The 21,652-nt window shown below is 56.8% G+C and carries 34 protein-coding genes; 28 read left to right on the forward strand and 6 right to left on the reverse strand.

Annotated features, from left to right (window positions below):
* Positions 1–69: 69 nt before the first annotated feature.
* The 27 genes from rpsJ to rplQ all read left to right on the forward strand — a co-directional run bounded on the left by rpsJ (position 70) and on the right by rplQ (position 15,085).
* Entirely contained in the window at positions 70–378 is a 309-nt protein-coding gene (rpsJ, locus tag CFBP5473_RS06250) for a 30S ribosomal protein S10 (protein WP_003507767.1), read from the forward strand.
* Between the two features lie 205 nt (positions 379–583).
* The gene (gene rplC / locus CFBP5473_RS06255) at positions 584–1,225 is read left to right on the forward strand and encodes a 50S ribosomal protein L3 (RefSeq protein ID WP_027677429.1); all 642 of its coding nucleotides are present in this window, start codon (positions 584–586) and stop codon (positions 1,223–1,225) included.
* Between the two features lie 12 nt (positions 1,226–1,237).
* Entirely contained in the window at positions 1,238–1,858 is a 621-nt protein-coding gene (gene rplD, locus CFBP5473_RS06260) for a 50S ribosomal protein L4 (RefSeq protein ID WP_027677428.1), read from the forward strand.
* On the forward strand, positions 1,855–2,148 hold the full coding sequence (locus tag CFBP5473_RS06265; protein ID WP_027677427.1) for a 50S ribosomal protein L23: 294 nt from the start codon (positions 1,855–1,857) through the stop codon (positions 2,146–2,148). Before rplD ends, CFBP5473_RS06265 begins: the two co-directional genes overlap by 4 nt.
* 44 nt (positions 2,149–2,192) lie before the next feature.
* Entirely contained in the window at positions 2,193–3,029 is an 837-nt protein-coding gene (gene rplB / locus CFBP5473_RS06270) for a 50S ribosomal protein L2 (protein WP_027677426.1), read from the forward strand.
* A 15-nt stretch (positions 3,030–3,044) separates the two neighbouring features.
* The gene (gene rpsS, locus CFBP5473_RS06275; protein ID WP_027677425.1) at positions 3,045–3,323 is read left to right on the forward strand and encodes a 30S ribosomal protein S19; all 279 of its coding nucleotides are present in this window, start codon (positions 3,045–3,047) and stop codon (positions 3,321–3,323) included.
* A gap of 2 nt (positions 3,324–3,325) precedes the next feature.
* Positions 3,326–3,715, forward strand: a complete 390-nt coding sequence (rplV, locus tag CFBP5473_RS06280; RefSeq protein ID WP_037172087.1) for a 50S ribosomal protein L22 — start codon at positions 3,326–3,328, stop codon at positions 3,713–3,715.
* On the forward strand, positions 3,715–4,446 hold the full coding sequence (rpsC, locus tag CFBP5473_RS06285) for a 30S ribosomal protein S3 (RefSeq protein ID WP_027677423.1): 732 nt from the start codon (positions 3,715–3,717) through the stop codon (positions 4,444–4,446). The genes rplV and rpsC overlap by 1 nt, the downstream gene beginning before the upstream one ends.
* Positions 4,447–4,484: 38 nt before the next feature.
* Positions 4,485–4,898 carry a 50S ribosomal protein L16 gene (gene rplP / locus CFBP5473_RS06290; protein WP_027677422.1) on the forward strand — a complete coding sequence of 138 codons (414 nt, stop codon included), beginning with the start codon at positions 4,485–4,487 and terminating at the stop codon, positions 4,896–4,898.
* Between the two features lie 12 nt (positions 4,899–4,910).
* The gene (rpmC, locus tag CFBP5473_RS06295; protein ID WP_027677421.1) at positions 4,911–5,111 is read left to right on the forward strand and encodes a 50S ribosomal protein L29; all 201 of its coding nucleotides are present in this window, start codon (positions 4,911–4,913) and stop codon (positions 5,109–5,111) included.
* Positions 5,112–5,122: 11 nt separating this feature from the next.
* Positions 5,123–5,359, forward strand: coding sequence for a 30S ribosomal protein S17 (rpsQ, locus tag CFBP5473_RS06300; protein WP_027677420.1), 237 nt, complete (start codon positions 5,123–5,125; stop codon positions 5,357–5,359).
* A gap of 235 nt (positions 5,360–5,594) precedes the next feature.
* Entirely contained in the window at positions 5,595–5,963 is a 369-nt protein-coding gene (gene rplN, locus CFBP5473_RS06305) for a 50S ribosomal protein L14 (protein ID WP_027677419.1), read from the forward strand.
* Between the two features lie 12 nt (positions 5,964–5,975).
* On the forward strand, positions 5,976–6,284 hold the full coding sequence (rplX, locus tag CFBP5473_RS06310; protein WP_027677418.1) for a 50S ribosomal protein L24: 309 nt from the start codon (positions 5,976–5,978) through the stop codon (positions 6,282–6,284).
* Entirely contained in the window at positions 6,277–6,834 is a 558-nt protein-coding gene (gene rplE, locus CFBP5473_RS06315) for a 50S ribosomal protein L5 (RefSeq protein WP_037172080.1), read from the forward strand. Before rplX ends, rplE begins: the two co-directional genes overlap by 8 nt.
* Before the next feature lie 33 nt (positions 6,835–6,867).
* Positions 6,868–7,173: a 30S ribosomal protein S14 gene (gene rpsN, locus CFBP5473_RS06320; protein ID WP_027677416.1), complete on the forward strand. Its 306-nt coding sequence runs from the start codon at positions 6,868–6,870 to the stop codon at positions 7,171–7,173.
* Positions 7,174–7,185: 12 nt separating this feature from the next.
* Positions 7,186–7,584 (forward strand): 30S ribosomal protein S8, encoded by a 399-nt coding sequence (gene rpsH, locus CFBP5473_RS06325; protein WP_027677415.1) that lies wholly within the window; start codon positions 7,186–7,188, stop codon positions 7,582–7,584.
* Between the two features lie 43 nt (positions 7,585–7,627).
* Complete coding sequence (rplF, locus tag CFBP5473_RS06330) at positions 7,628–8,161, forward strand: 50S ribosomal protein L6 (RefSeq protein ID WP_027677414.1); 534 nt, start codon at positions 7,628–7,630, stop codon at positions 8,159–8,161.
* 12 nt (positions 8,162–8,173) lie between these two features.
* A complete protein-coding gene (rplR, locus tag CFBP5473_RS06335; RefSeq protein WP_027677413.1) occupies positions 8,174–8,536 on the forward strand; it encodes a 50S ribosomal protein L18 in 363 nt (120 codons plus the stop codon).
* 119 nt (positions 8,537–8,655) lie between these two features.
* Entirely contained in the window at positions 8,656–9,225 is a 570-nt protein-coding gene (rpsE, locus tag CFBP5473_RS06340; RefSeq protein ID WP_027677412.1) for a 30S ribosomal protein S5, read from the forward strand.
* Positions 9,226–9,236: 11 nt separating this feature from the next.
* The gene (gene rpmD / locus CFBP5473_RS06345; protein ID WP_027677411.1) at positions 9,237–9,443 is read left to right on the forward strand and encodes a 50S ribosomal protein L30; all 207 of its coding nucleotides are present in this window, start codon (positions 9,237–9,239) and stop codon (positions 9,441–9,443) included.
* A 10-nt stretch (positions 9,444–9,453) separates the two neighbouring features.
* Positions 9,454–9,933 (forward strand): 50S ribosomal protein L15, encoded by a 480-nt coding sequence (gene rplO / locus CFBP5473_RS06350; RefSeq protein WP_027677410.1) that lies wholly within the window; start codon positions 9,454–9,456, stop codon positions 9,931–9,933.
* A gap of 343 nt (positions 9,934–10,276) precedes the next feature.
* Positions 10,277–11,617 carry a preprotein translocase subunit SecY gene (secY, locus tag CFBP5473_RS06355; protein WP_027677409.1) on the forward strand — a complete coding sequence of 447 codons (1,341 nt, stop codon included), beginning with the start codon at positions 10,277–10,279 and terminating at the stop codon, positions 11,615–11,617.
* Positions 11,614–12,225 (forward strand): adenylate kinase, encoded by a 612-nt coding sequence (locus CFBP5473_RS06360; RefSeq protein WP_027677408.1) that lies wholly within the window; start codon positions 11,614–11,616, stop codon positions 12,223–12,225. Before secY ends, CFBP5473_RS06360 begins: the two co-directional genes overlap by 4 nt.
* Positions 12,226–12,448: 223 nt before the next feature.
* Positions 12,449–12,817 (forward strand): 30S ribosomal protein S13, encoded by a 369-nt coding sequence (rpsM, locus tag CFBP5473_RS06365; protein ID WP_027677407.1) that lies wholly within the window; start codon positions 12,449–12,451, stop codon positions 12,815–12,817.
* 137 nt (positions 12,818–12,954) lie between these two features.
* A complete protein-coding gene (rpsK, locus tag CFBP5473_RS06370; RefSeq protein ID WP_027677406.1) occupies positions 12,955–13,344 on the forward strand; it encodes a 30S ribosomal protein S11 in 390 nt (129 codons plus the stop codon).
* 186 nt (positions 13,345–13,530) lie between these two features.
* Entirely contained in the window at positions 13,531–14,541 is a 1,011-nt protein-coding gene (locus CFBP5473_RS06375; RefSeq protein ID WP_003495228.1) for a DNA-directed RNA polymerase subunit alpha, read from the forward strand.
* Between the two features lie 118 nt (positions 14,542–14,659).
* Entirely contained in the window at positions 14,660–15,085 is a 426-nt protein-coding gene (rplQ, locus tag CFBP5473_RS06380; RefSeq protein ID WP_027677405.1) for a 50S ribosomal protein L17, read from the forward strand.
* 295 nt (positions 15,086–15,380) lie between these two features.
* Here rplQ and CFBP5473_RS06385 read toward each other — a convergent pair whose 3' ends face one another.
* Complete coding sequence (locus CFBP5473_RS06385; protein WP_027677404.1) at positions 15,381–15,737, reverse strand: hypothetical protein; 357 nt, start codon at positions 15,735–15,737, stop codon at positions 15,381–15,383.
* 11 nt (positions 15,738–15,748) lie between these two features.
* Positions 15,749–16,741, reverse strand: coding sequence for a hypothetical protein (locus CFBP5473_RS06390; RefSeq protein ID WP_136954325.1), 993 nt, complete (start codon positions 16,739–16,741; stop codon positions 15,749–15,751).
* Positions 16,742–16,972: 231 nt separating this feature from the next.
* On the opposite strand from CFBP5473_RS06390, the gene CFBP5473_RS06395 reads away from it, so the two are divergent.
* Entirely contained in the window at positions 16,973–18,601 is a 1,629-nt protein-coding gene (locus CFBP5473_RS06395; protein ID WP_037172073.1) for a winged helix-turn-helix domain-containing protein, read from the forward strand.
* A gap of 27 nt (positions 18,602–18,628) precedes the next feature.
* Here the strand turns inward: CFBP5473_RS06395 and CFBP5473_RS06400 are convergent, their stop codons facing one another.
* The 4 genes from CFBP5473_RS06400 to msrP all read right to left on the reverse strand — a co-directional run bounded on the left by CFBP5473_RS06400 (position 18,629) and on the right by msrP (position 21,551).
* Entirely contained in the window at positions 18,629–19,000 is a 372-nt protein-coding gene (locus tag CFBP5473_RS06400) for a hypothetical protein (protein ID WP_136954326.1), read from the reverse strand.
* Positions 19,001–19,090: 90 nt separating this feature from the next.
* The gene (locus CFBP5473_RS06405; protein ID WP_234881787.1) at positions 19,091–19,900 is read right to left on the reverse strand and encodes a carbon-nitrogen hydrolase family protein; all 810 of its coding nucleotides are present in this window, start codon (positions 19,898–19,900) and stop codon (positions 19,091–19,093) included.
* Positions 19,901–19,944: 44 nt separating this feature from the next.
* Complete coding sequence (gene msrQ, locus CFBP5473_RS06410) at positions 19,945–20,607, reverse strand: protein-methionine-sulfoxide reductase heme-binding subunit MsrQ (protein ID WP_027677401.1); 663 nt, start codon at positions 20,605–20,607, stop codon at positions 19,945–19,947.
* 2 nt (positions 20,608–20,609) lie between these two features.
* The gene (gene msrP / locus CFBP5473_RS06415; protein WP_027677400.1) at positions 20,610–21,551 is read right to left on the reverse strand and encodes a protein-methionine-sulfoxide reductase catalytic subunit MsrP; all 942 of its coding nucleotides are present in this window, start codon (positions 21,549–21,551) and stop codon (positions 20,610–20,612) included.
* Positions 21,552–21,652: the final 101 nt, after the last annotated feature.

Consider the following 21,652-nt stretch of genomic DNA (forward strand, 5'->3'; position numbering starts at 1 on the left):
CGCCACGATCAACTAGGTTCATGTATTTCCGCGTGCGGAAATCAATAATAAAGAACAAGGACAAGACGAATGAACGGCCAGAATATCCGTATCCGCCTCAAGGCGTTTGACCACCGGATCCTCGATGCCTCTACCCGTGAAATCGTGTCGACCGCCAAGCGCACCGGCGCCAGCGTTCGCGGCCCGGTTCCGCTGCCTACCCGCATTGAAAAATTCACTGTTAACCGTTCTCCCCACGTGGACAAGAAGAGCCGTGAGCAGTTCGAAATGCGGACGCACAAGCGTCTTCTCGACATCGTTGACCCCACCCCGCAGACCGTAGACGCGCTGATGAAGCTCGATCTCGCTGCTGGCGTTGACGTGGAAATCAAGCTCTAAGACCTCGGCCCGACCTTGCGAAAGTAAGGGCTGATGTAACAAGGCCGGAACTCACCTCTGGGTGAGGGCCATAACAAGGAAGGTACGTGGAGTAATCCAACGTCTTCCAATCCGGAGACCGGAAACATCGTGAGATGTCGAAGGGAACTCCTTAACAAAGGCCGATAAGGGTTTTCCCTTCAAGGCTCGCAAGAGGATTGAACCAATGCGTTCAGGTGTGATTGCACAAAAACTGGGTATGACCCGCGTCTACAACGACGCCGGGGAACATATTCCGGTAACAGTATTGCGTATGGATAACGTACAAGTCGTTGCCCAGCGCACGGAAGACAAGAATGGCTACATCGCAGTTCAGCTCGGTGCCGGCCAGTCCAAGGTCAAGAACACGACAAAGGCGCTCCGCGGCCATTTCGCTGCTGCCAATGTCGAGCCGAAAGCAAAGCTCGTCGAATTCCGGGTCTCCGCTGAGAACCTGATCGACGTCGGTGCAACACTGACCGCAAATCATTTTCAAGCCGGCCAGCTGGTCGACGTCACTGGAACCACGATCGGTAAGGGTTTTGCCGGTGCAATGAAGCGTCACAACTTCGGTGGTGGCCGCGCTTCGCACGGTAACTCCATCTCGCACCGTGCACATGGTTCGACTGGTTCGAACCAGGATCCGGGCAAGGTCTGGAAGGGCAAGCGCATGGCTGGTCATATGGGCCAGACGCGCGTCACGACCCAGAATCTGGAGGTCGTCTCGACCGATGAGGATCGCGGTTTGATCCTCGTGAAGGGCGCCGTTCCCGGTTCCAAGGGTTCCTGGATCATCGTCCGCGATGCCGTTAAGTCGGCTGCGAAGTAAGGGAGCCTTATCATGGAATTGAACGTCAAGACCCTCGAGGGAAAAGACGCCGGCAAGGTAGCCCTGTCGGACGAAATTTTCGGCCTCGATCCACGCCAGGACATTCTGGCCCGCGTCGTTCGCTGGCAGCTTGCTAAGAAGCAGCAGGGAACGCACAAGTCCAAGAACCGTTCGGAAGTTTCCCGCACGGGTGCCAAGATGTACAAGCAGAAGGGTACGGGCCGCGCTCGTCACCATTCGGCTCGCGCACCGCAGTTCCGCGGCGGCGGCAAGGCCCACGGCCCAGTCGTTCGCAGCCACGCACATGATCTTCCCAAGAAGGTTCGCGCGCTCGGCCTGCGTCTCGCCCTGTCTGCAAAGGCAAAGGCTGAAGAACTGATCATCGTCGATCAGCTCATCGCATCGGACGCAAAGACCAAGGCTCTGCTGGGCAACTTCGCTTCGCTCGGCCTGACCAACGCTCTCGTAATCGGCGGCGCTGAACTTGATGGCAACTTCAAGCTCGCAGCTCAGAACATCCCGAACGTGGACGTTCTGCCGGTTCAGGGCATCAACGTTTACGACATCCTGCGTCGTGGCAAGCTGGTGCTTTCCAAGGCTGCAGTTGAAGCCCTCGAGGAGCGGTTCAAATGACGGATCTTCGCCACTACGATGTGATCGTATCTCCTTCGATCACCGAAAAGTCGACGCTGGTCTCCGAACAGAACCAGGTCGTATTCAACGTCGCCAAGGATGCTTCCAAGCCTGAAATCAAGGCTGCCGTGGAAGCTCTCTTCGGCGTCAAGGTCACGGGTGTGAACACGCTTATCCGCAAGGGTAAGACGCGCCGTTTCCGTGGATTCGCTGGCAAGCAGAAGGACGTCAAGAAGGCGATCGTCACACTTGCTGAAGGTCAATCCATCGACGTGTCCACCGGACTCTAAAGGTTAGGCCCAAGCGGGCAAAGACCCAAAAGGGAACAAATACAATGGCATTGAAAAGTTTCAATCCGACCACACCTAGCCAGCGCCAGCTGGTTATTGTGGACCGCGCTTCGCTCTACAAGGGCAAGCCGGTAAAGGCTCTTACCCAGGGCCTCTCTTCGAAGGGTGGCCGTAACAACCAGGGCCGGATCACCGTTCGTTTCCAGGGCGGCGGTCACAAGCGGACCTACCGTCTGGTAGACTTCAAGCGTCGCAAGTTCGACGTTGAAGGTACGGTTGAACGTCTGGAATATGACCCTAACCGCACCGCATTCATCGCGCTCGTGACATACACGGACGGCGAACAGGCTTACATTCTCGCGCCACAGCGTCTCGCTGCCGGTGACAAGGTGATCGCCTCCGACAAGGCAGTGGACGTGAAGCCAGGCAACACCATGCCGCTTCAGTACATTCCGGTCGGCTCGATCATCCATAACGTCGAGATGAAGCCGGGCAAGGGCGGTCAGATCGCTCGCTCCGCCGGTACCTATGCACAGCTCGTTGGCCGCGATGCCGGCATGGCGATCCTGCGTCTCAACTCCGGTGAACAGCGTCTGGTGCACGGCTCCTGCCTCGCATCCATCGGTGCTGTTTCCAACGCAGACCACGGCAACATCAACGACGGCAAGGCCGGTCGTTCGCGCTGGCGCGGCAAGCGTCCGCATGTTCGCGGCGTTGTTATGAACCCGGTCGACCACCCACATGGTGGTGGTGAAGGTCGCACGTCCGGTGGTCGTCACCCAGTGACGCCATGGGGCAAGCCCACAAAGGGCAAGCGCACCCGCTCGAACAAGTCGACCGACAAGTTCATCATGCGTTCGCGCCATCAGCGCAAGAAGTAAGAGAGGAAGTCTCAAGTGGCTCGTTCAGTATGGAAAGGTCCGTTTGTTGACGGTTATCTTCTCGCTAAGGCTGAGAAGGTACGCGCTGGCGGAAGAAGTGAAGTAATCAAGATCTGGAGCCGTCGCTCCACGATCCTGCCGCAGTTCGTAGGTCTGACCTTCGGCGTTTACAACGGCAGCAAGCATGTGCCCGTCTCTGTCAACGAAGACATGGTCGGTCACAAGTTCGGTGAATTCTCTCCGACCCGGACCTATTACGGTCATGGCGCGGACAAGAAGGCAAAGAGGAAGTAATCATGGCGAAGGCTAAGACCGAACGCCGGCTGAAGGACAATGAGGCTCAGGCCATTGCCCGTACGCTCCGCGTCAGCCCCCAGAAACTGAACCTGGTTGCCGCTCTTATCCGTGGCAAGAAGGTTGATCGCGCTCTCGCCGAGCTCGAGTTCTCGCGCAAGCGTATCGCTTCCACCGTCAAGAAGACGCTGGAATCGGCTATCGCAAACGCTGAAAACAACCATGACCTCGACGTCGACGCTCTCGTCGTCGCCGAGGCCTATGTTGGCAAGTCCATCACCATGAAGCGTTTCCATGCTCGTGGTCGTGGCCGTGCATCGCGCATCGAAAAGCCGTTCTCTCACCTCACGATCGTTGTTCGTGAAGTCGAGGAAAAAGGGGAGGCCGCATAATGGGTCAGAAAATCAATCCAATCGGCTTCCGCCTCGGCATCAACCGTACGTGGGACAGCCGCTGGTATGCAGACACCAACGAATACGGCAACCTGCTGCATGAAGACCTTGCTATCCGCGCCTACCTCGTGAAGGAACTGAAGCAGGCCGGTATTGCGAAGGTCGTTATCGAGCGCCCGCACAAGAAGTGCCGCGTGACTATCCATTCCGCTCGTCCGGGCCTCATCATCGGCAAGAAGGGCGCTGACATCGAGAAGCTTCGCAAGAAGATCTCCGAGATGACCAGCTCCGAAACGCACCTCAACATCGTTGAAGTGCGCAAGCCGGAAGTCGACGCAACGCTCGTTGCCCAGTCGATTGCCCAGCAGCTGGAACGCCGCGTGGCTTTCCGTCGCGCCATGAAGCGCGCCGTACAGTCCGCTCTGCGCCTCGGCGCAGAAGGCATCAAGATCACCTGCGCAGGCCGTCTCGGCGGCGCGGAAATCGCTCGTACCGAATGGTACCGCGAAGGCCGCGTTCCGCTTCACACGCTGCGTGCCGACATCGACTACGGTACGGCTGAAGCCGAAACCGCTTTCGGTATTTGCGGCATCAAGGTCTGGATCTTCAAGGGCGAAATCCTTGAACACGATCCGATGGCTTCCGAGCGTCGTACGCTCGAAAACGATGCTCAGGGTCCTGCAAGCCGTGAGCGTGGCGATCGTGGCGATCGCCGTCGTGAAAACGCTTGATTGACGCTGGCGAAAGATAAGCTCGGAGAAGTAATAAAATGTTGCAGCCAAAGCGTACTAAGTACCGTAAGCAGTTCAAGGGACGCATCAAGGGCGTCGCCAAGGGCGGCTTTGACCTGGCATTCGGTGAATTCGGCTTGAAGTCGCAGGAACCGAACCGCGTGAATGCACGCGAGATCGAAGCGGCCCGCCGCGCGATCACGCGTTACATGAAGCGCGCAGGTCGCGTTTGGATCCGTGTATTCCCCGATACTCCGGTCACGGCGAAGCCGACCGAAGTTCGTATGGGTAAGGGCAAGGGTTCGGTTGATTACTGGGCATGCAAGGTCAAGCCCGGTCGTATGATGTTCGAGATCGACGGTGTTTCCGAGGAGATCGCCCGCGAGGCGCTTCGTCTCGGCGCAGCCAAGCTCTCGGTCAAGACGCGCTTCGTACAGCGCATCGCAGAGTAAGGAGCAAGGCACATGAAAGCCGAAGATATTCGCGGCCTCAGCGCCGATCAGCTCAAGGACAAGCTGGCTGACCTGAAAAAGGAACAGTTCAACTTGCGTTTCCAGAAGGCCACCGGCCAGCTGGAAAAGTCCTCGCGCATCAACGAAGTCCGTAAGGACATCGCCCGGATCAAAACCATTGCTGCCCAAAAGGCCGCAGAAGCCAAGGCCTAAGGAAGAATACTATGCCTAAACGCATTCTCCAGGGCGTCGTTGTATCCGACAAGAACGAAAAGACCGTCGTAGTACGCGTTGAGCGCCGTTTCGCTCACCCGCTGCTGCAGAAGACAGTTCGTCGTTCCAAGAAGTACAAGGCGCACGACGAAAACAACCAGTACAAGGTCGGCGATGTGGTTTCCATCGAGGAATGCGCACCGATCTCGAAGGACAAGCGCTGGACGGTTGTTGCCGCCCACGCTTAATTTCAACGGAATCGCGCCGACTCACTTGTATTCGGCGCGAAAATCTGTATGAAGCACCGCAAGGACGCTCGTGACCCGAGCGTCTTTTGCTTTGATGCGCACGGAAGGTCCCTCTGGGAAACCACCCTGGCAAGATTTCTTCCGCGCAAAAACAGAGATTTCATAAGCTGGAACAGGGGGCTTCATCCATGATGTCTGCCCAACCGCTCTGGTAACAACAAGAAGGCGACCTGACATGATTCAGATGCAAACAAACCTCGACGTGGCGGATAATTCCGGCGCACGTCGTGTCATGTGCATCAAGGTGCTGGGCGGCTCCAAGCGCAAGTACGCTTCCGTTGGCGACATTATCGTCGTTTCCATCAAGGAAGCTATTCCGCGCGGCCGCGTCAAGAAGGGCGACGTGATGAAGGCGGTAGTCGTTCGTACTGCCAAGGACATCCGCCGCGCCGACGGCAGCGTCATCCGTTTCGATAACAACGCAGCTGTTCTTATCGACAACAAGAAAGAGCCGATCGGCACCCGTATCTTCGGACCGGTTCCTCGCGAGCTTCGCGGCAAGAACCACATGAAGATCATCTCGCTGGCTCCAGAAGTACTGTAAGGAGCGATTGCGATGCAGAAGATTCGTAAAGGCGACAAGGTTGTCGTATTGACCGGTAAGGACAAGGGCCGTACCGGCGAAGTAATCCAGGTGATGCCGAAGGAAGATCGGGCTATCGTGCGTGGCGTAAACATGGTGAAGCGTCACCAGCGCCAGACCCAGAGCCAGGAAGCCGGCATCATCAACAAGGAAGCATCCTTGCACATCTCCAACATTGCCATCGCCGATAAGGATGGCAAGCCGACCCGCGTTGGCTTCAAGATTGAAGATGGCAAGAAGGTCCGTGTGGCCAAGCGTTCGGGAGAAGTCATCGATGGCTGAGACCAAGTACGAACCGCGTCTCAAGACGGAATACGTATCCCGTATCCGCGGCGCCATGCAGGAGAAGTTCTCCTACGCTAACGTTATGATGATCCCCAAGCTGGACAAGATCGTCATCAACATGGGTGTGGGCGAGGCGACTGCCGACTCCAAGAAGCCCACGGTTGCCGCTGGCGATCTGGCTGCTATCGCAGGTCAGAAGCCGGTCGTAACCAAGGCTCGCAACTCGATTGCTGGCTTCAAGGTACGTGAAGGCATGCCGATCGGTGCGAAGGTTACCCTTCGTGGCGTTCGCATGTATGAATTCCTTGACCGTCTGATCAACATCGCGCTTCCGCGCGTTCGCGACTTCCGGGGCTTGAACCCGAAGAGCTTTGACGGCCGTGGCAACTTCGCCATGGGCATCAAGGAGCACATTGTGTTCCCAGAAATCAACTACGATAAGGTTGATCAGATGTGGGGCATGGACATCATCGTTTGCACGACGGCGACTTCGGACGACGAAGCACGGGCTCTTCTGACAGAGTTCAACTTCCCGTTCCGTCACTAACCGTAACGACGAGCGTAGAAAAGGAACTCCGATATGGCGAAAACAAGCGCAGTTGAAAAGAACAAGCGCCGCCGCAAGACAGTTGCCTCCCAGGCCGGCAAGCGTGCCGCCCTCAAGGCCATCGTCATGAACCAGTCTCTTCCGATCGACGAGCGGTTCCAGGCAACTCTGAAGCTCGCTTCGCTGCCGCGTGACGGCTCGAAGACGCGTATCCGCAACCGCTGCGAAGTAACGGGCCGTCCGCGCGCGTTCTATCGCAAGCTCAAGATGTCGCGTATCGCGCTTCGTGAGCTGGGCAATTCCGGCAAGGTGCCGGGCGTTGTCAAGTCGAGCTGGTAAGGAGACGGGCACATGACCATGACTGATCCTTTGGGTGATATGCTCACCCGCATCCGCAATGGTGCTTCCCGTCGCAAGTCTTCGGTTAGCACGCCTGCTTCCAGCCTGCGCGCACGCGTTCTCGACGTGCTGCAGTCTGAAGGCTACATTCGCGGTTATTCCAAGGTCGATTTCGAAAACGGCAAGTCCGAATTCACAATCGAACTGAAGTACTACGAAGGTGCGTCGGTGATCCGTGAGATCGGCCGCGTATCCAAGCCGGGCCGCCGGGTTTATGTCTCGGTAAAGTCCATTCCGCAGGTCGCGAACGGCCTCGGCATCACCATCCTTTCGACCCCGAAGGGCGTGATGGCCGATCACCAGGCTCGCGAACAGAACGTTGGTGGCGAGGTTCTTTGCTCGGTCTTCTAAGACCCGAGCAAGGATCTCCTTAACGGACAGACAGGATAGAAATATGTCTCGTATCGGTAAAAAGCCCGTTCAGGTTCCTGCAGGTGTGACGGCCACGGTTGACGGCCAGAAGATTACTGCCAAGGGCCCTAAGGGTGAACTGTTCTTCGTCGCTAACGACGAAGTTCAGGTAAAGCTGGAAGATAACGCGGTTTCGGTTACGCCTTCCAACGACACGAAGGAAGCTCGTTCCAAGTGGGGCATGTCCCGCACGATGGTCGAGAACATCTTCAAGGGTGTCAAGGACGGCTACGAACGCAAGCTCGAAATCAACGGCGTTGGTTATCGTGCAGCCATGCAGGGCAAGAACCTGCAGCTGGCTCTCGGTTTCAGCCACGACGTGGTTTACCAGACTCCGGAAGGCATCACCATTGCCGTTCCGAAGCCAACGGAAATCATCGTTTCGGGTATTAACAAGCAGCAGGTCGGTCAGGTTGCCGCGGAAATCCGCGAATACCGTGGTCCCGAGCCCTACAAGGGCAAAGGCGTCAAGTACGCTGAAGAACGGATCGTCCGCAAAGAAGGCAAGAAGAAGTAAGGAACTCGCGAAATGGCTAGCAGGAAAGAAGCACTTGCACGTCGCGCGAACCGTGTACGCCGCCAACTCAAGTCGGTTGCAAACGGTCGCCCGCGCCTGTCGGTTCATCGCTCGTCGAAGAACATCTACGCTCAGGTCATCGATGACGTTGCTGGCAAGACGCTTGCGTCTGCCTCCACGCTCGAAGCTGATCTGCGCTCGTCGCTGAAGACCGGCGCTGACGTTGCGGCTGCTGCCGTCATCGGCAAGCTGGTTGCAGAGCGCGCTGGCAAGGCTGGCGTCAAGGATGTCGTATTCGACCGCGGCGCATTCATCTATCACGGCCGCGTAAAGGCCCTGGCGGATGCTGCCCGTGAAGGCGGTCTGAACTTCTAATCTTTTCCGCCCGGGTATTTCTCGGGCGGATTTTCACCGGTCCACGGGACTTCAGCAATGAAGCCGGTGGGCCTTCTCTCGTTTGCCGTTCTACCCGCAAAAGAAAAAGGACAAGGACAATGGCACAGGAAAAAAGAGGTTCTCGCGACGACCGCCAGAACCGTGAAGAGCGCGATAGCGAATTCGTCGACAAGCTGGTCGCGATTAACCGCGTTGCTAAGGTTGTTAAGGGTGGCCGTCGCTTCGGCTTCGCCGCTCTCGTCGTCGTTGGCGACCAGAAGGGCCGCGTTGGCTTCGGTCACGGCAAGGCTCGTGAAGTTCCGGAAGCTATCCGCAAGGCAACTGAAGCTGCCAAGCGCGATCTGATCTTCGTTCCGCTGCGCGATGGCCGCACGCTGCACCACGACGTCAACGGTCGTCACGGCGCTGGCAAGGTTCTTCTGCGCTCTGCAAAGGCTGGTACCGGTATCATCGCCGGTGGTCCGATGCGCGCTGTTTTCGAAACGCTCGGCGTTCACGACGTTGTTGCCAAGTCGACCGGTTCCTCGAACCCTTACAACATGGTTCGCGCTACGTTCGACGCTCTGAAGCATCAGGTTCATCCGAAGGACATCGCTGCACAGCGTGGTCTCAAGTATGCAACCCTTCAGGCTCGTCGCGTCGCTTCCGGCGTTGCTTCTGAAGAGTAAGGATCTGGATCATGGCCAAGAAGACTACTGAAGCCAAGCAGACTGTAACGGTCGAACAGATCGGCAGCCCAAATCGCCGCCCAGCTATTCAGCGCCAGACGCTGATCGGCCTGGGTCTCAACAAGATGCACCGTCAGCGTACACTGGAGGATACTCCATCTGTTCGCGGCATGATCCGTGCGGTCCAGCATCTCGTTCGCGTCGTAGACGAGAAGTGAGGAACCTATCATGAAACTCAATGAAATCAGAGACAACGAAGGCGCCACCAAGGACCGTATCCGCGTAGGTCGCGGTATCGGCTCCGGCAAGGGCAAGACCGGTGGTCGCGGCGTCAAGGGTCAGAAGGCTCGTTCGGGCGTTGCCATCAACGGCTTCGAAGGCGGTCAGATGCCAATCTACCGTCGCCTGCCGAAGCGCGGCTTCAACAACATCTTCGCTTCCGAATACGTGACCGTTTCGCTCGGTCGTGTTCAGGCTGCTATCGATGCTGGCAAGCTGGACGCAAAGGCAACTGTCGATGCCGCTGCTCTCAAGGCAGCTGGTGTGATCCGTCGTCCAAAGGACGGCGTTCGCATCCTGGCCGATGGCGAGCTGACGACGAAGGTTGCTTTCGAAGTTGCTGGCGCTTCCAAGCCTGCTATCGAAAAAATCGAGAAGGCTGGTAGCTCTATCAAGCTTCTCGTTGTTGCACCGGAAGCTTCCGAGTAATATATAATGTCTCGAACGCCCGGGGTGTTTCACTCCGGGCGTTTCTCTTTACGCTACGTAAGTCTTTGAAAATCTAATCGATTTGACGGATCTGCGCAGCGACTCACTGTGTTCTCGCATGTCTCGCGCTGAAAATGCCGCAGCTTGCAGCGCAGGAGAGAGCCTCACAGTCCTTGAACTCCCTGAGGGGAGGGGATAGGACATACGAAAACAGGGTGAGGCATGATTGCGGCGAGACAGCCGCTATCCGTCAGAAGCCCGGTTTTTGAACCAGTATCTTTATAGACCTTTGCCGGAAACGCCGGTTGCCGTGCTGTTGGACAAGGGTCATGCGGGGAATTTTATGGCTTCAGCAGCGGAACAACTGGCCTCAAACCTGAATTTTTCGACCTTCGCCAAGGCTGAAGATCTGAAAAAGCGCCTCTGGTTTACTCTAGCCGCACTTCTCGTTTATCGCCTCGGCACGCATATTCCGCTTCCCGGTCTGAACCCGGAAGCCTATGCGCAGGCGTTTCGCGGCCAGGCGAATGGCATTCTCGGTCTTTTCAACATGTTTGCGGGTGGCGCTGTCGAGCGTATGGCGATTTTCGCCCTCGGCATCATGCCTTACATCTCCGCTTCGATCATCGTGCAGCTCATGACCTCAGTCGTGCCCTCGCTCGAAGCGTTGAAGAAGGAAGGCGAAGCAGGCCGCAAGATCATCAATCAGTACACGCGCTACGGCACGGTGCTGCTCGGCACGCTTCAGGCTTACGGCATTGCCGTCGGTCTCGAAAGCGGGGCAGGGCTCGTTGTCGATCCGGGCTGGTTCTTCAAGATTTCCACGGTCATCACGCTGCTTGGCGGCACGATGTTCCTGATGTGGCTCGGTGAGCAGATCACGTCTCGCGGTATCGGTAACGGTATCTCGCTGATTATCTTCGCAGGTATTGCCGCCGGTCTTCCGAAGGCTCTGGCTGGTACGCTTGAACTTGGCCGTACAGGCGCATTGTCCACAACTTTGATCCTGACGGTCGTGGTCGTTGCTATTGGTGTCATCGCGCTCATCGTCTTCGTTGAACGTGCGCAGCGCCGTCTTCTGATCCAGTATCCGAAGCGTCAGGTTGGCAACCGCATGTTCCAGGGCGATACTTCGCACCTGCCGCTGAAGCTCAACACTGCCGGTGTTATCCCTGCGATCTTCGCGTCGTCGCTGCTGCTGCTTCCTGCAACGGCTGCAGGTTTCACCAACAGCACGAACCTGCCGACCTGGGCGACGTCGATCATCGCATCGCTTCAGCACGGGCAGCCGCTGTTCATGCTGTTCTACGGTATGCTGATCGCATTCTTCGCTTTCTTCTACACGGCGATCGTGTTCAATCCGAAGGATACGGCAGATAACCTCAAGAAGCATGGCGGCTTCATTCCCGGCATTCGCCCAGGCGAGCGCACGGCTGAGTATATCGACTACGTCCTGACCCGTATCACCGTCGTCGGCGCGATCTATCTCGTCTTCGTGTGTATCCTTCCTGAGACACTTATCGCCCGTACCGGCATACCATTAGCCCTTGGTGGTACTTCGCTTTTGATCGTTGTCAGTGTAACTCTGGACACTGTTGCTCAGATCCAGGGCCACCTGATTGCGCAGCAGTATGAGGGGCTGATCAAGAAATCGAAATTGCGTGGAGGAAAGAGGGGACGATGAGACTGATATTTTTGGGACCGCCAGGTGCAGGCAAGGGAACACAGGCCAAGCGCGTGACGGACAAGTACGGCATTCCGCAGCTTTCCACCGGCGATATGCTGCGTGCGGCTGTGAGCGCTGGAACGGAAATCGGCAAGCGCGCCAAGGCGGTGATGGATGCCGGTGGTCTCGTGTCGGACGATATCGTCAACCAGATCGTTTCCGAGCGCATCGAGCAGGAAGACTGTGCGAAGGGCTTCATCCTCGATGGATATCCGCGCACCGTGCCGCAGGCCAAGGCTCTGGCCGAGAACCTGCAGCAGAAGAACATCCAGCTGGATGCCGTCATCGAGCTGAAGGTGGACGAGGAGGCGCTGGTGCGCCGAATCGAAAACCGCGTGGCCGAAACCATCGCGGCTGGTGGAGCCGTGCGTTCGGACGACAATCCGGAAGCTTTCCGCAAGCGTCTGTCCGAGTACCGCGAAAAGACCGCGCCTCTGTCTGAATACTATCAGCAGCAGGGCGAGCTGGTGGTGCTGGATGGCATGGCGCATGTGGATGCGGTCACAGCTTCCATCATCGGCGTTCTGGAAAAGGATGCCAGCGTGGCTTCTGCTGCCCGCGTATAAAGAATCTTGGCGGGGCCGGTTGCTTTTTTGAACTGATTCCGTTAAACACCGCGCCAACTCGCGACAACCCAAGCGACTGGCGCGGATTTTCCTCAAGGGAAGGAAAGTCCGGGTTCGGTCGTTTTGACTTGTGACGAACAGGAATTTGAACTGGCGGCAGATCGTGCCGCTCAAATGGAAGCACCACTTGCCGGATGGCAACTGGAACGCAAGGAGAATAGACGTGGCACGTATCGCTGGCGTCAACATCCCGACGGCTAAGCGCGTTGTTATCGCTTTGACCTATATTCACGGGATTGGTCCGAAATTCGCGCAGGAAATCATGGACAAGGTCGGCCTTGCCGCTGACAAGCGCGTTCATCAGCTGACGGATGCTGAAGTCCTTCAGATCCGCGAAACCATCGACCGCGACTACCAGGTCGAAGGCGATCTTCGTCGCGAAACCGCGATGAACATCAAGCGCCTGATGGACCTCGGTTGCTACCGTGGCCTGCGCCATCGCCGTGGCCTTCCGGTCCGCGGTCAGCGCACCCACACCAACGCCCGCACCCGCAAGGGTCCGGCGAAGGCTATCGCTGGTAAGAAGAAGTAATTTTCCGTTTAATCGGAAGGGGAGGCTGGTGCGAACCGCGCCAGCCTTTCTGAGTTTGGCATGGAGCCTGCCTTTAGGTGAAGTGCCGGTGTAGCCGCTGGTGTTACGGCGGTGAAGAGATCAACGAAAGGTATATCATGGCCAAGGAAGCCACTCGCGTTAAACGCCGCGAACGTAAAAACATCACGTCGGGCGTAGCGCACGTCAACTCGACCTTCAACAACACGATGATCACCATCACCGACGCACAGGGCAACGCTATTGCCTGGTCGTCTGCTGGTGCAAAGGGCTTCAAGGGCTCGCGTAAGTCTACGCCGTTCGCTGCCCAGATCGCTGCTGAAGATTGCGCCAAGAAGGCTCAGGAACACGGCATGAAGTCGCTTGAGGTAGAGGTTTGCGGTCCAGGTTCTGGTCGTGAATCCGCACTTCGCGCTCTGCAGGCTGCCGGCTTCCTCATCACGTCCATCCGCGACGTGACGCCGATCCCGCACAACGGTTGCCGTCCTCGCAAGAAGCGCCGCGTCTAACGCGTTTCTGTCTGGAAGTTCCGCCTCTCCTTCGGTTTGGCGGAATTTTCGCGTAATCGGCGTGTGGTTGCCGGCGTGGCCGGTGTGCTTACGCTTGAAACCCGCCGATGAACCCCAGCGGTTCCTCTCGGTGATCATGCTCGGTCCGCCACGATTGGATGGTGGCGGCGAACGGAAGGTTTAAAGATGATTCAAAAGAATTGGCAGGAACTGATCAAGCCGAACAAGGTCGAGTTCACTTCCTCCAGCCGCACCAAGGCAACGCTTGTTGCCGAGCCGCTGGAGCGTGGTTTCGGTCTGACGCTCGGTAACGCGCTTCGTCGCGTGCTCCTGTCGTCTCTGCGTGGCGCGGCTGTAACCGCGGTGCAGATCGACGGCGTTCTGCATGAATTCTCCTCCATCCCCGGCGTTCGGGAAGATGTGACGGACATCGTGCTCAACATCAAGGAAATCGCCATCAAGATGGACGGCGATGATTCCAAGCGCATGGTCGTGCGCAAGCAGGGCCCTGGTGCCGTAACCGCTGGTGACATCCAGACGGTTGGCGACATCGAGATCCTGAACCCTGATCACGTTATCTGCACGCTCGATGATGGCGCTGAAATCCGCATGGAATTCACCGTCAACAACGGCAAGGGCTACGTGCCTGCAGAGCGTAACCGCGCGGAAGATGCCCCAATCGGCCTCATCCCTGTGGACAGCCTTTATTCTCCGGTCAAGAAAGTGTCCTACAAGGTGGAAAACACCCGTGAAGGCCAGGTTCTGGACTATGACAAGCTTATCATGACGATCGAGACCAACGGTTCGGTTTCCGGCGAAGATGCCGTTGCCTTTGCCGCTCGCATTCTTCAGGACCAGCTTGGCGTGTTCGTCAACTTCGACGAGCCACAGAAGGAAGCAGAAGAAGAATCGGTGACTGAACTGGCGTTCAACCCGGCACTTCTCAAGAAGGTTGATGAACTCGAGCTGTCCGTTCGTTCGGCAAACTGCCTGAAGAACGACAACATCGTCTACATCGGCGACCTCATTCAGAAGACCGAAGCCGAAATGCTTCGCACGCCGAACTTTGGTCGCAAGTCGCTCAACGAAATCAAGGAAGTTCTCGCTTCCATGGGTCTGCACCTCGGCATGGAAGTGCCAGCATGGCCGCCAGAGAACATCGAAGATCTCGCCAAGCGTTACGAAGACCAGTACTAACAAAGAAAAGGCAGGCCCTTGAAAGACTGCCTTTCCCCGTCAAACAGCAGATAAGTCATCTGCATGTGCCAGGAAACGGCAGGCCCGGATAGGGAACCTGCGCTAAAGGAGAATAGCAATGCGCCACGGAAATTCAGGCCGCAAGCTCAATAGAACCGCCAGCCACCGCAAGGCAATGTTTGCCAACATGGCTGCTTCGCTCATCACCCATGAGCAGATCGTAACCACTCTGCCGAAGGCGAAGGAAATCCGCCCGATCGTAGAAAAGCTGGTGACCCTCGGCAAGCGCGGCGACCTGCACGCTCGTCGTCAGGCTATCTCGCAGATCAAGGATCAGGACGCTGTCCGCAAGCTCTTCGACGCGATTGCAGCTCGTTACGCAAACCGTAACGGCGGCTACATCCGCATCATGAAGGCTGGCTTCCGCCAGGGCGACAACGCTGCTCTCGCAGTCGTTGAGTTCGTTGAGCGCGACGTAGACGCCAAGGGCGCAGCCGACAAGGCTCGCGTTGCTGCAGAAGCTGCTGCTGCTGAAGCTGCATAAGTTGAGACGCTGAAAAGCGTTGAGATTTTTAAAAAAAGCCGGGTGAGAGATCGCTCGGCTTTTTTGTTTTCTGATGGAAATAGTTGGGGCTGATGTAGGTTTGTCAAAGCAGGCGTCAGCTTGGCGACATCGAAATTGTGGAATGCCACAGAGCGCTAAAGCAGGTCGCGTTGAGTGGGATTAACCGAGACCTGCTTAATTTCTAATTTTCCCGCGTGTACGTTATCGTTGCATTGAGGGCAATTAGACGCGACATGCTTTAGGCAGCGCTGTTGATTCGGTCGCATCGCTGTTCTTATAATGTGAGTCGCATCTCAGCATTTTCATATTCTTTGAGCCCTGCGTTTGCGATAACGATGATGTGTCGCCTGATGGCCCGACGAGCAGTGCACTTCGACTTTTGGGCGACAAGCAAGCGTTCGTGCGTTTCAGCGAGATGAATCTTGCTTTGGCGTGAACCTGACGGCATCTGCTCAGTGTCCTCGAAGACCTTGCCATCCGAGATCACCGCGCACGTGCTGCCAAGGGCAAGCCTTTCAGCAAACGAGAACTTGCCGACGCTATAAGCGTAGAATTGTCGTGTGATGGGGAAAGCTACACAAAAATGTTCCGGTCTCTGAGGCCTGTCATCAACCATTAAAATATCGATCACGTATTTTTGCGCTAGGCACTGCGTGCTTTGCCGCTTTCAGCTTCCATGGTGTCGTCATCTGCGCCCACCTCTTCCAGCGCCTCGTTCAAAATCGTCAGCTTCTGCAATTGGGTTTCGGCGTACTGGATGAGGAATTCTCTTGAAATCCATAAGCGAGAGCGGCCGCGGGCGCCGGACCAGCCGGTTCCGCCCAGGCGTTCGGATGCTGCCAGTTTGCGGCTGGTATGGGCGCGGGACAGGCCGGTAAGCCGGGCGAGTTCCGCTATTGCGGTAATTTCGGTGAGGTAGTGTTTCTGTTCTGGGGTTCCGGGCCAGTCCGCGGTTGCTGCCAGACGATCCATGATCAGACCACCTGCGTCTCCGTCCGTGAAGATTGCACAATAATGTCCAGGCGATCTTACCTCTGTTTGCTCCAGAAGTTTTTTGCCGACGATGGGTGACAGCTTTGCCACCAGTTGCTCTGAACGGGCAAGGAACCAACCGCACCGTTGCCCGCCGTCCATCATATCGAGTGCGCAAAAATGGAATTCATACCAGCGTTTTAGCAGAGCCAGAGTTTCGCGTGAGGGGATCGCAATGTCCCTCCGATCAGTTTGTTCGATGATCCCGTATTTCAGAATCTCATCGAAAAAAGCGAATGCGGTGTTGCGGCTGGCAATTTGATGATGGACGGCGAGCTTGCCAAGCGACCGTCTTGTCAAGCCCGGTGAACCTTCACATGCTTTGCCGAAATGTTGGGCGAGAGCTGCATGGCACAAGAGCCAGCGCTGTTGCGAGGCAAAAAGGGCAGCTGTTCTGGGTGCCTTTTCGTGGAGCGCGATAAAGCTGTTGGCGAGATAAGTGACGGCGCCGAAGATCAATGTCTCATCGACGCTAGTTTGTGCCAACCGCCCGGTATTAATACGCCTCAGGCATGTTGCATCCACCTTCGCATCGGATAACGCCGTCGAACCTATCTCTTCCCAACCGCGTCGTTCCCTCGGCAACCAAACAATTTCGCTCACGATTTGCCGCCCTTTCGGTTTGCATGCGTGACTTGAAATTAATCCGCGCGCAGATTCCGGTCCTGAAGGCCCGCCTGCTTTCCCTTGAAGATTTCTGATTTTTTCTGAAAAGGCCGGTCTATGGGTGTTTAGGAAGAGGTTTGAAACGCTCTCGCTCTCTGCCAGCGTTGACGGGGATACGGGCCTGCCTATAGTGCCAAGCCCATTATCGTGGACTTGCCGGGGGAACGCGTGTTCTGTTTTGCGGGATTCGTTTTAGACCCGGAGCGTCGTGAGCTGTTCAAGGCTGATGGCGAGCAGGTGCGTTTGGGCGCGCGTGCCTTCGAGGTTCTTCGTCTTCTCGTCAGCCACCAGTCGACCCTGCTTTCCAAGGCCGAATTGATGGAAGCGGTCTGGCCGGATACGAATGTGGGCGAAGACAGTCTGTTTCAGGCTATTCGCGAAATCCGTACTGCCCTTGGTGACAATGATCGGCAGGCGATAAAGCTGGTTTCGGGCCGGGGCTATATTTTCACGCTCGACGTAACAACGGAAACGGAGCTGTCGGAGGAGCGCACTGCGTTGCCGATGTCGTCTATGAAGCCGCGTTTCGGGAAGCGCGCAGTAACAATCTTTTGCTGTCTGGCTTTAGTGGTTGCCGCGGTCTCGACTTTTATGACGAGCTATCTGGCCTCATCGTCCACCATTTTGCTGGTCGTGCCCAGAACGGTTGATTTGAGCAGGGATGAAAGAGGCGCAGGCATCGCGCAGGGTATTTACAGTGAACTGGTCGGCGGGCTTTCCAGGATAGACGGCGTTCAACTGGTTCAGCCTGCGGACGCCAAGGCGATGTTTCCATGGCAAATGTCCGCCACCGAGATACGGGGTGAGCTCAGCAAAAGCCAGAGCGGCTGGGTTTACAGGGTAACATTGATCGAGGCTGCGGACGGCAAGGTGGCTGGTGTTCTCGAGGCGAGAGTTTCTGGCGATGAAGCAAATCCAGATTTGATCGAGACGCGGCTTGCGGCTGGTGTTGGTTATCCTTTAGCGGTCCGGCTTGGTAATCTGCGGGAAGGCACTGCATCTCTCGAGGCGCGAGACAATGTTGTGCTTCAGCAAGCGGATGCGTCGATTGCCCAGACCACGCAGGAACGTTTCGAGGTGGCGCGCTCCATTCTCGAAAAGAGCCTTGCCGCCAGGCCCGGCAACATCGAACTTCAGATCGCGCTTGCGGCCATGCATCTGCGCGGTGTGCAGATGACATGGTATACGCCGGAGGAGAGCCAGAAAGCGGAGGCGGAGGCAAGGTCTCTCATCGAAAGCGCGTTGAGCGCGCATCCCGAGTCGCTGGATGCCATGAACGCTTATTGTCGGCTTTTGACGTTGACCAATGCCTTTGCGGAAAGCCTCGTCGCCTGCGCAAATATACTCGATTACAATCCGTGGGACGGAATGGCGCTGTATCATCTGGGAATGACGCAGGTACAGCTTGGTCGTTTCGATGATGCGCTTGCGACGTTCACACGCGCGGATGCTTTCGATACGCCAGCCGTTTCGCGCTGGACATGGATGCTTGGCGCTGGCTGGACCACGTTGATGATGGGCCGCAACGAGGAGGCAATCCGCTGGCTGGAGCGTGCAATCGCGATCACGCCAGCGTCCGGGCGCAGCTTTTTCATGCTGGCGGCGGCCTATAGCAATGCCGGTCGGCAGAAGGATGCGGAAGAGGCTTTCGCCAAGGCCATGGCGCTTCGCCCCGGCTCGGATACGCGCAACATCTCGCTATCGGCGCGCAATGCCAGCAACGTCTATCTTCAAGCCCGGCAGGTCATCGCGCGCAAGCTCATCGAGCTTGGGCTTCCAGAACCGCCTAAATCCTGATGCGGGCAGAATAGGTAAGCCGTTGCTTCAATCGGGGAAACGCGCGTCACACAGGCGCAGGAACCGTCGCGCGGTTGCCGGGTCCTGCGCGAAAATCACGTTCATCTCGTCTACATGCTGCTGCATGTAGTTTCGCGCATCCTTTGCCGTGCGGTTAAACTTAACGAAGGACGCTTCGGCTTTGGCTGCTAGATCGTTGAATTTTTCCGTATATTGAACCGCTTGCTGCTGCTGTGCCTTCGTCGGCTTGGCTTCGCTCTTCAGCGTGTGAGCCTTGATGATGAAGGTGGCGCCGCACTGAAACATATAATCGGTGGCGGACGGGCCGGGCTTGATGCTGGCCGCATGAGCCGGAAATGCGAGTGTGCTTGCCAGAGCCAAGAGCATGCCGTGACGCAAAGCCGGTTCCTTTCAGATGGAAACTGGAGGTCTCAGTTAGGGAAGACGGTGGTGGTCCCGCCGTTCATTCCCCAGCATTTTTGTGGAAGGTTATCGTGCTTCGGAGATGTTGTAAATTGCACCTTCTCGCGCCTTTCTTCTCCAAGGGCGAGCGAGGTGAAGCGCCTCATGGAAGGCGGGATCGTTTCGATCTAGTGTGGCAGTAGCAAGCGCATTCACTTGTTGAGTAGCGCAGTGGGATACAAGTTTGCCGTTAGGTCCTATGATACCGGCAGGGCCTTCGTTTGCTGTCTGTGCTGGAGTCGCGCCACTGATCCATAGGCAGTTGAAGCCTGCATGGGCACGTAAGGCGATCTGAAAAAAGTTTCTGATTCCGTATGATGAGAACAGGATCGCGTCCACGTTTTCTCGCTCATATTCCATGAAAAGCTCGGGAAACTGGACTTCGATACAGGTCAAGCAGCCGAAGCGAAACTCATCCACCTCGAACGTCATTGCGTCTTTGCCCGGCGTGAACCAGCCATTCAATTCGGAGTTGGACAAGTATCGCTTGTCGTATCTTCCTATTAATTCTCCGTTGTCATTAAAGATGAGCTGGCTGTTGAGAGGAGCGCGGTGAGGTAATAGAGGATATGCTGAACCTACGACCGCAAATATGCTGTGGGTTTTGCAGCAGTCAGAGATTTCGTCCAGTTCTTGCTCAAGGAGCGTCCAGTCGAGTTTCTGCCAGTCTTCAGGCGAGGTAACTTGAGCTTTTGAGTATCCCGACAGAGCGCCTTCGCAAAAATTAATAAGGCGAACGCCTTGCTCCGCGGCTTCTTGGATGAGGCTGCGGATCGTCTTTCCATTCTCGCGGATGTCGGCAGATACGATACTCTGCGCTGCTGCGATCTTCAGCATGCTGTCTAACTCCGGAAGTGATTCCTTGGGAGCTTATCACTGCATCAGCTATTGTGTTGTTGCCGTAAAGGCTGAGATCCAGCGCGGGCCTTTCTTCTCCGCGCCATCAAGCTTGGCCGAATAAGTCGGTAACCGAGAAGCAGGGTCATGACCGTAATGTAGAAGACGGGTTCGAGTGTGAGGCTTTTTCGGGCCAGCACAAAGTGCAGCACGCCAACGATGAGGATGGGGTAGGCGAGTTTGTGCAGTGAGTTCCAGCGGGGGCCGAGCTTGCGGATGGACCACCGGTTGGATGTTGCTGCAAGCGGTATCAGCATGACGAGGCCCGCCATGCCGAGCATGATATAGGGGCGCTTCAGGATGTCGCCTATGATGGAGCTGAAGACTAGGCCGCGATCCAGCGTCAGATAGACGGCGAAATGGGCAAGCACATAATAGAAGGCAATGAGGCCTAACGCGCGGCGATAGGCGATGAGGTTTATGTTAAACAGATCGCGTAGCGGGGTGACGATGAGGCCAAGGCAGAGGAAGCGTAGCGCCCAGATGCCCAGCAGATGCTCGAAATCCTTCACCGGATTGAAGCCGAGCCCGCCGGTTGCGGCGAGGTAGAAATACCAGACGCCCGGACAGAGCCCCAAAATATAGAGAGCCCAGATTGCGGCAGGCTGGTAGCGCTTGGGCAGAGACGGCAACGAGAAGGCGGCCATTGTCAGTAATTCGCCTTCAGGTCCATGCCGGTATAGAGGCTGGCAACGTCGTCATATCCGTTGAACATCAGCGTCGGGCGGTTCTGCGTGCCGAAGAAGCCGCCTTCGCCTATGCGCTGCTCCGTTGCCTGGCTCCAGCGCGGATGGTCCACATGCGGGTTGACGTTGGAATAGAAGCCGTATTCGCGCGCGTTGGAGTTCTTCCATGTCGTTTCCGGCTGCTTTTCTACCAGCGAAATGCGCACGATGGATTTGATGCCCTTGAAGCCGTATTTCCATGGCACGACGAGGCGGATCGGCGCGCCGTTCTGGTTCGGAAGGGTTTCGCCATAAAGGCCAACGGCGAGGATGGTCAGCGGATGGCGTGCCTCATCCAGACGCAGGCCCTCGACATAGGGCCAGTCCAGCGGCTGGAAGAGCCCGCTTTGGCCCGGCATTTCATCAGGACGGACGACGGTTTCGAACGACACGAATTTCGCGCTGCCCTGCGGCTCTACCTTGTCGAGCAGGGCCGCGAGCGGAAAGCCGATCCACGGAATGGCCATCGACCAGCCTTCGACGCAGCGCATGCGGTAAGGCCGCTCCTCAAGCGGAAACTTCATCAACTCCTCGAGCCCGAATTCCTTCGGCTTGCCTACGAGACCATCGACCTTGACCGTCCACGGCGTAGGCTTGAACTTGCCAGAGTTTTCCTTCGGATCAGACTTGCCGACGCCGAATTCGTAAAAATTATTGTAGCTGGTCACGGCATCGAGCGGCGTCATTTTCTCATCCAGCTTATACGCGCCCGGCTTGGCCACCAAAGTCGCTGCCAATGCTTCACGCCCGGTCAGCCCAATGGCCGCAAAACCCGCCGCGGTGCCAAGAAAGCTTCGTCTGGAAAAGTAGATGTCACGAGGTGTGATTTCGCTGGAAGCGATACGGGGCGGGCGATAGGCTGGCATGAAGACCTCCTGAGGCACCAGCGACGCATAGGGCACGCGTCACGAGCTGGCTGGCATATGATATGTCTCTGCTTTACGGCAAACAACAGGCTTCAGTTCAT

Origin of the sequence: Agrobacterium larrymoorei, from assembly GCF_005145045.1 — a bacterium.
GTDB classification, from domain to species: domain Bacteria; phylum Pseudomonadota; class Alphaproteobacteria; order Rhizobiales; family Rhizobiaceae; genus Agrobacterium; species Agrobacterium larrymoorei.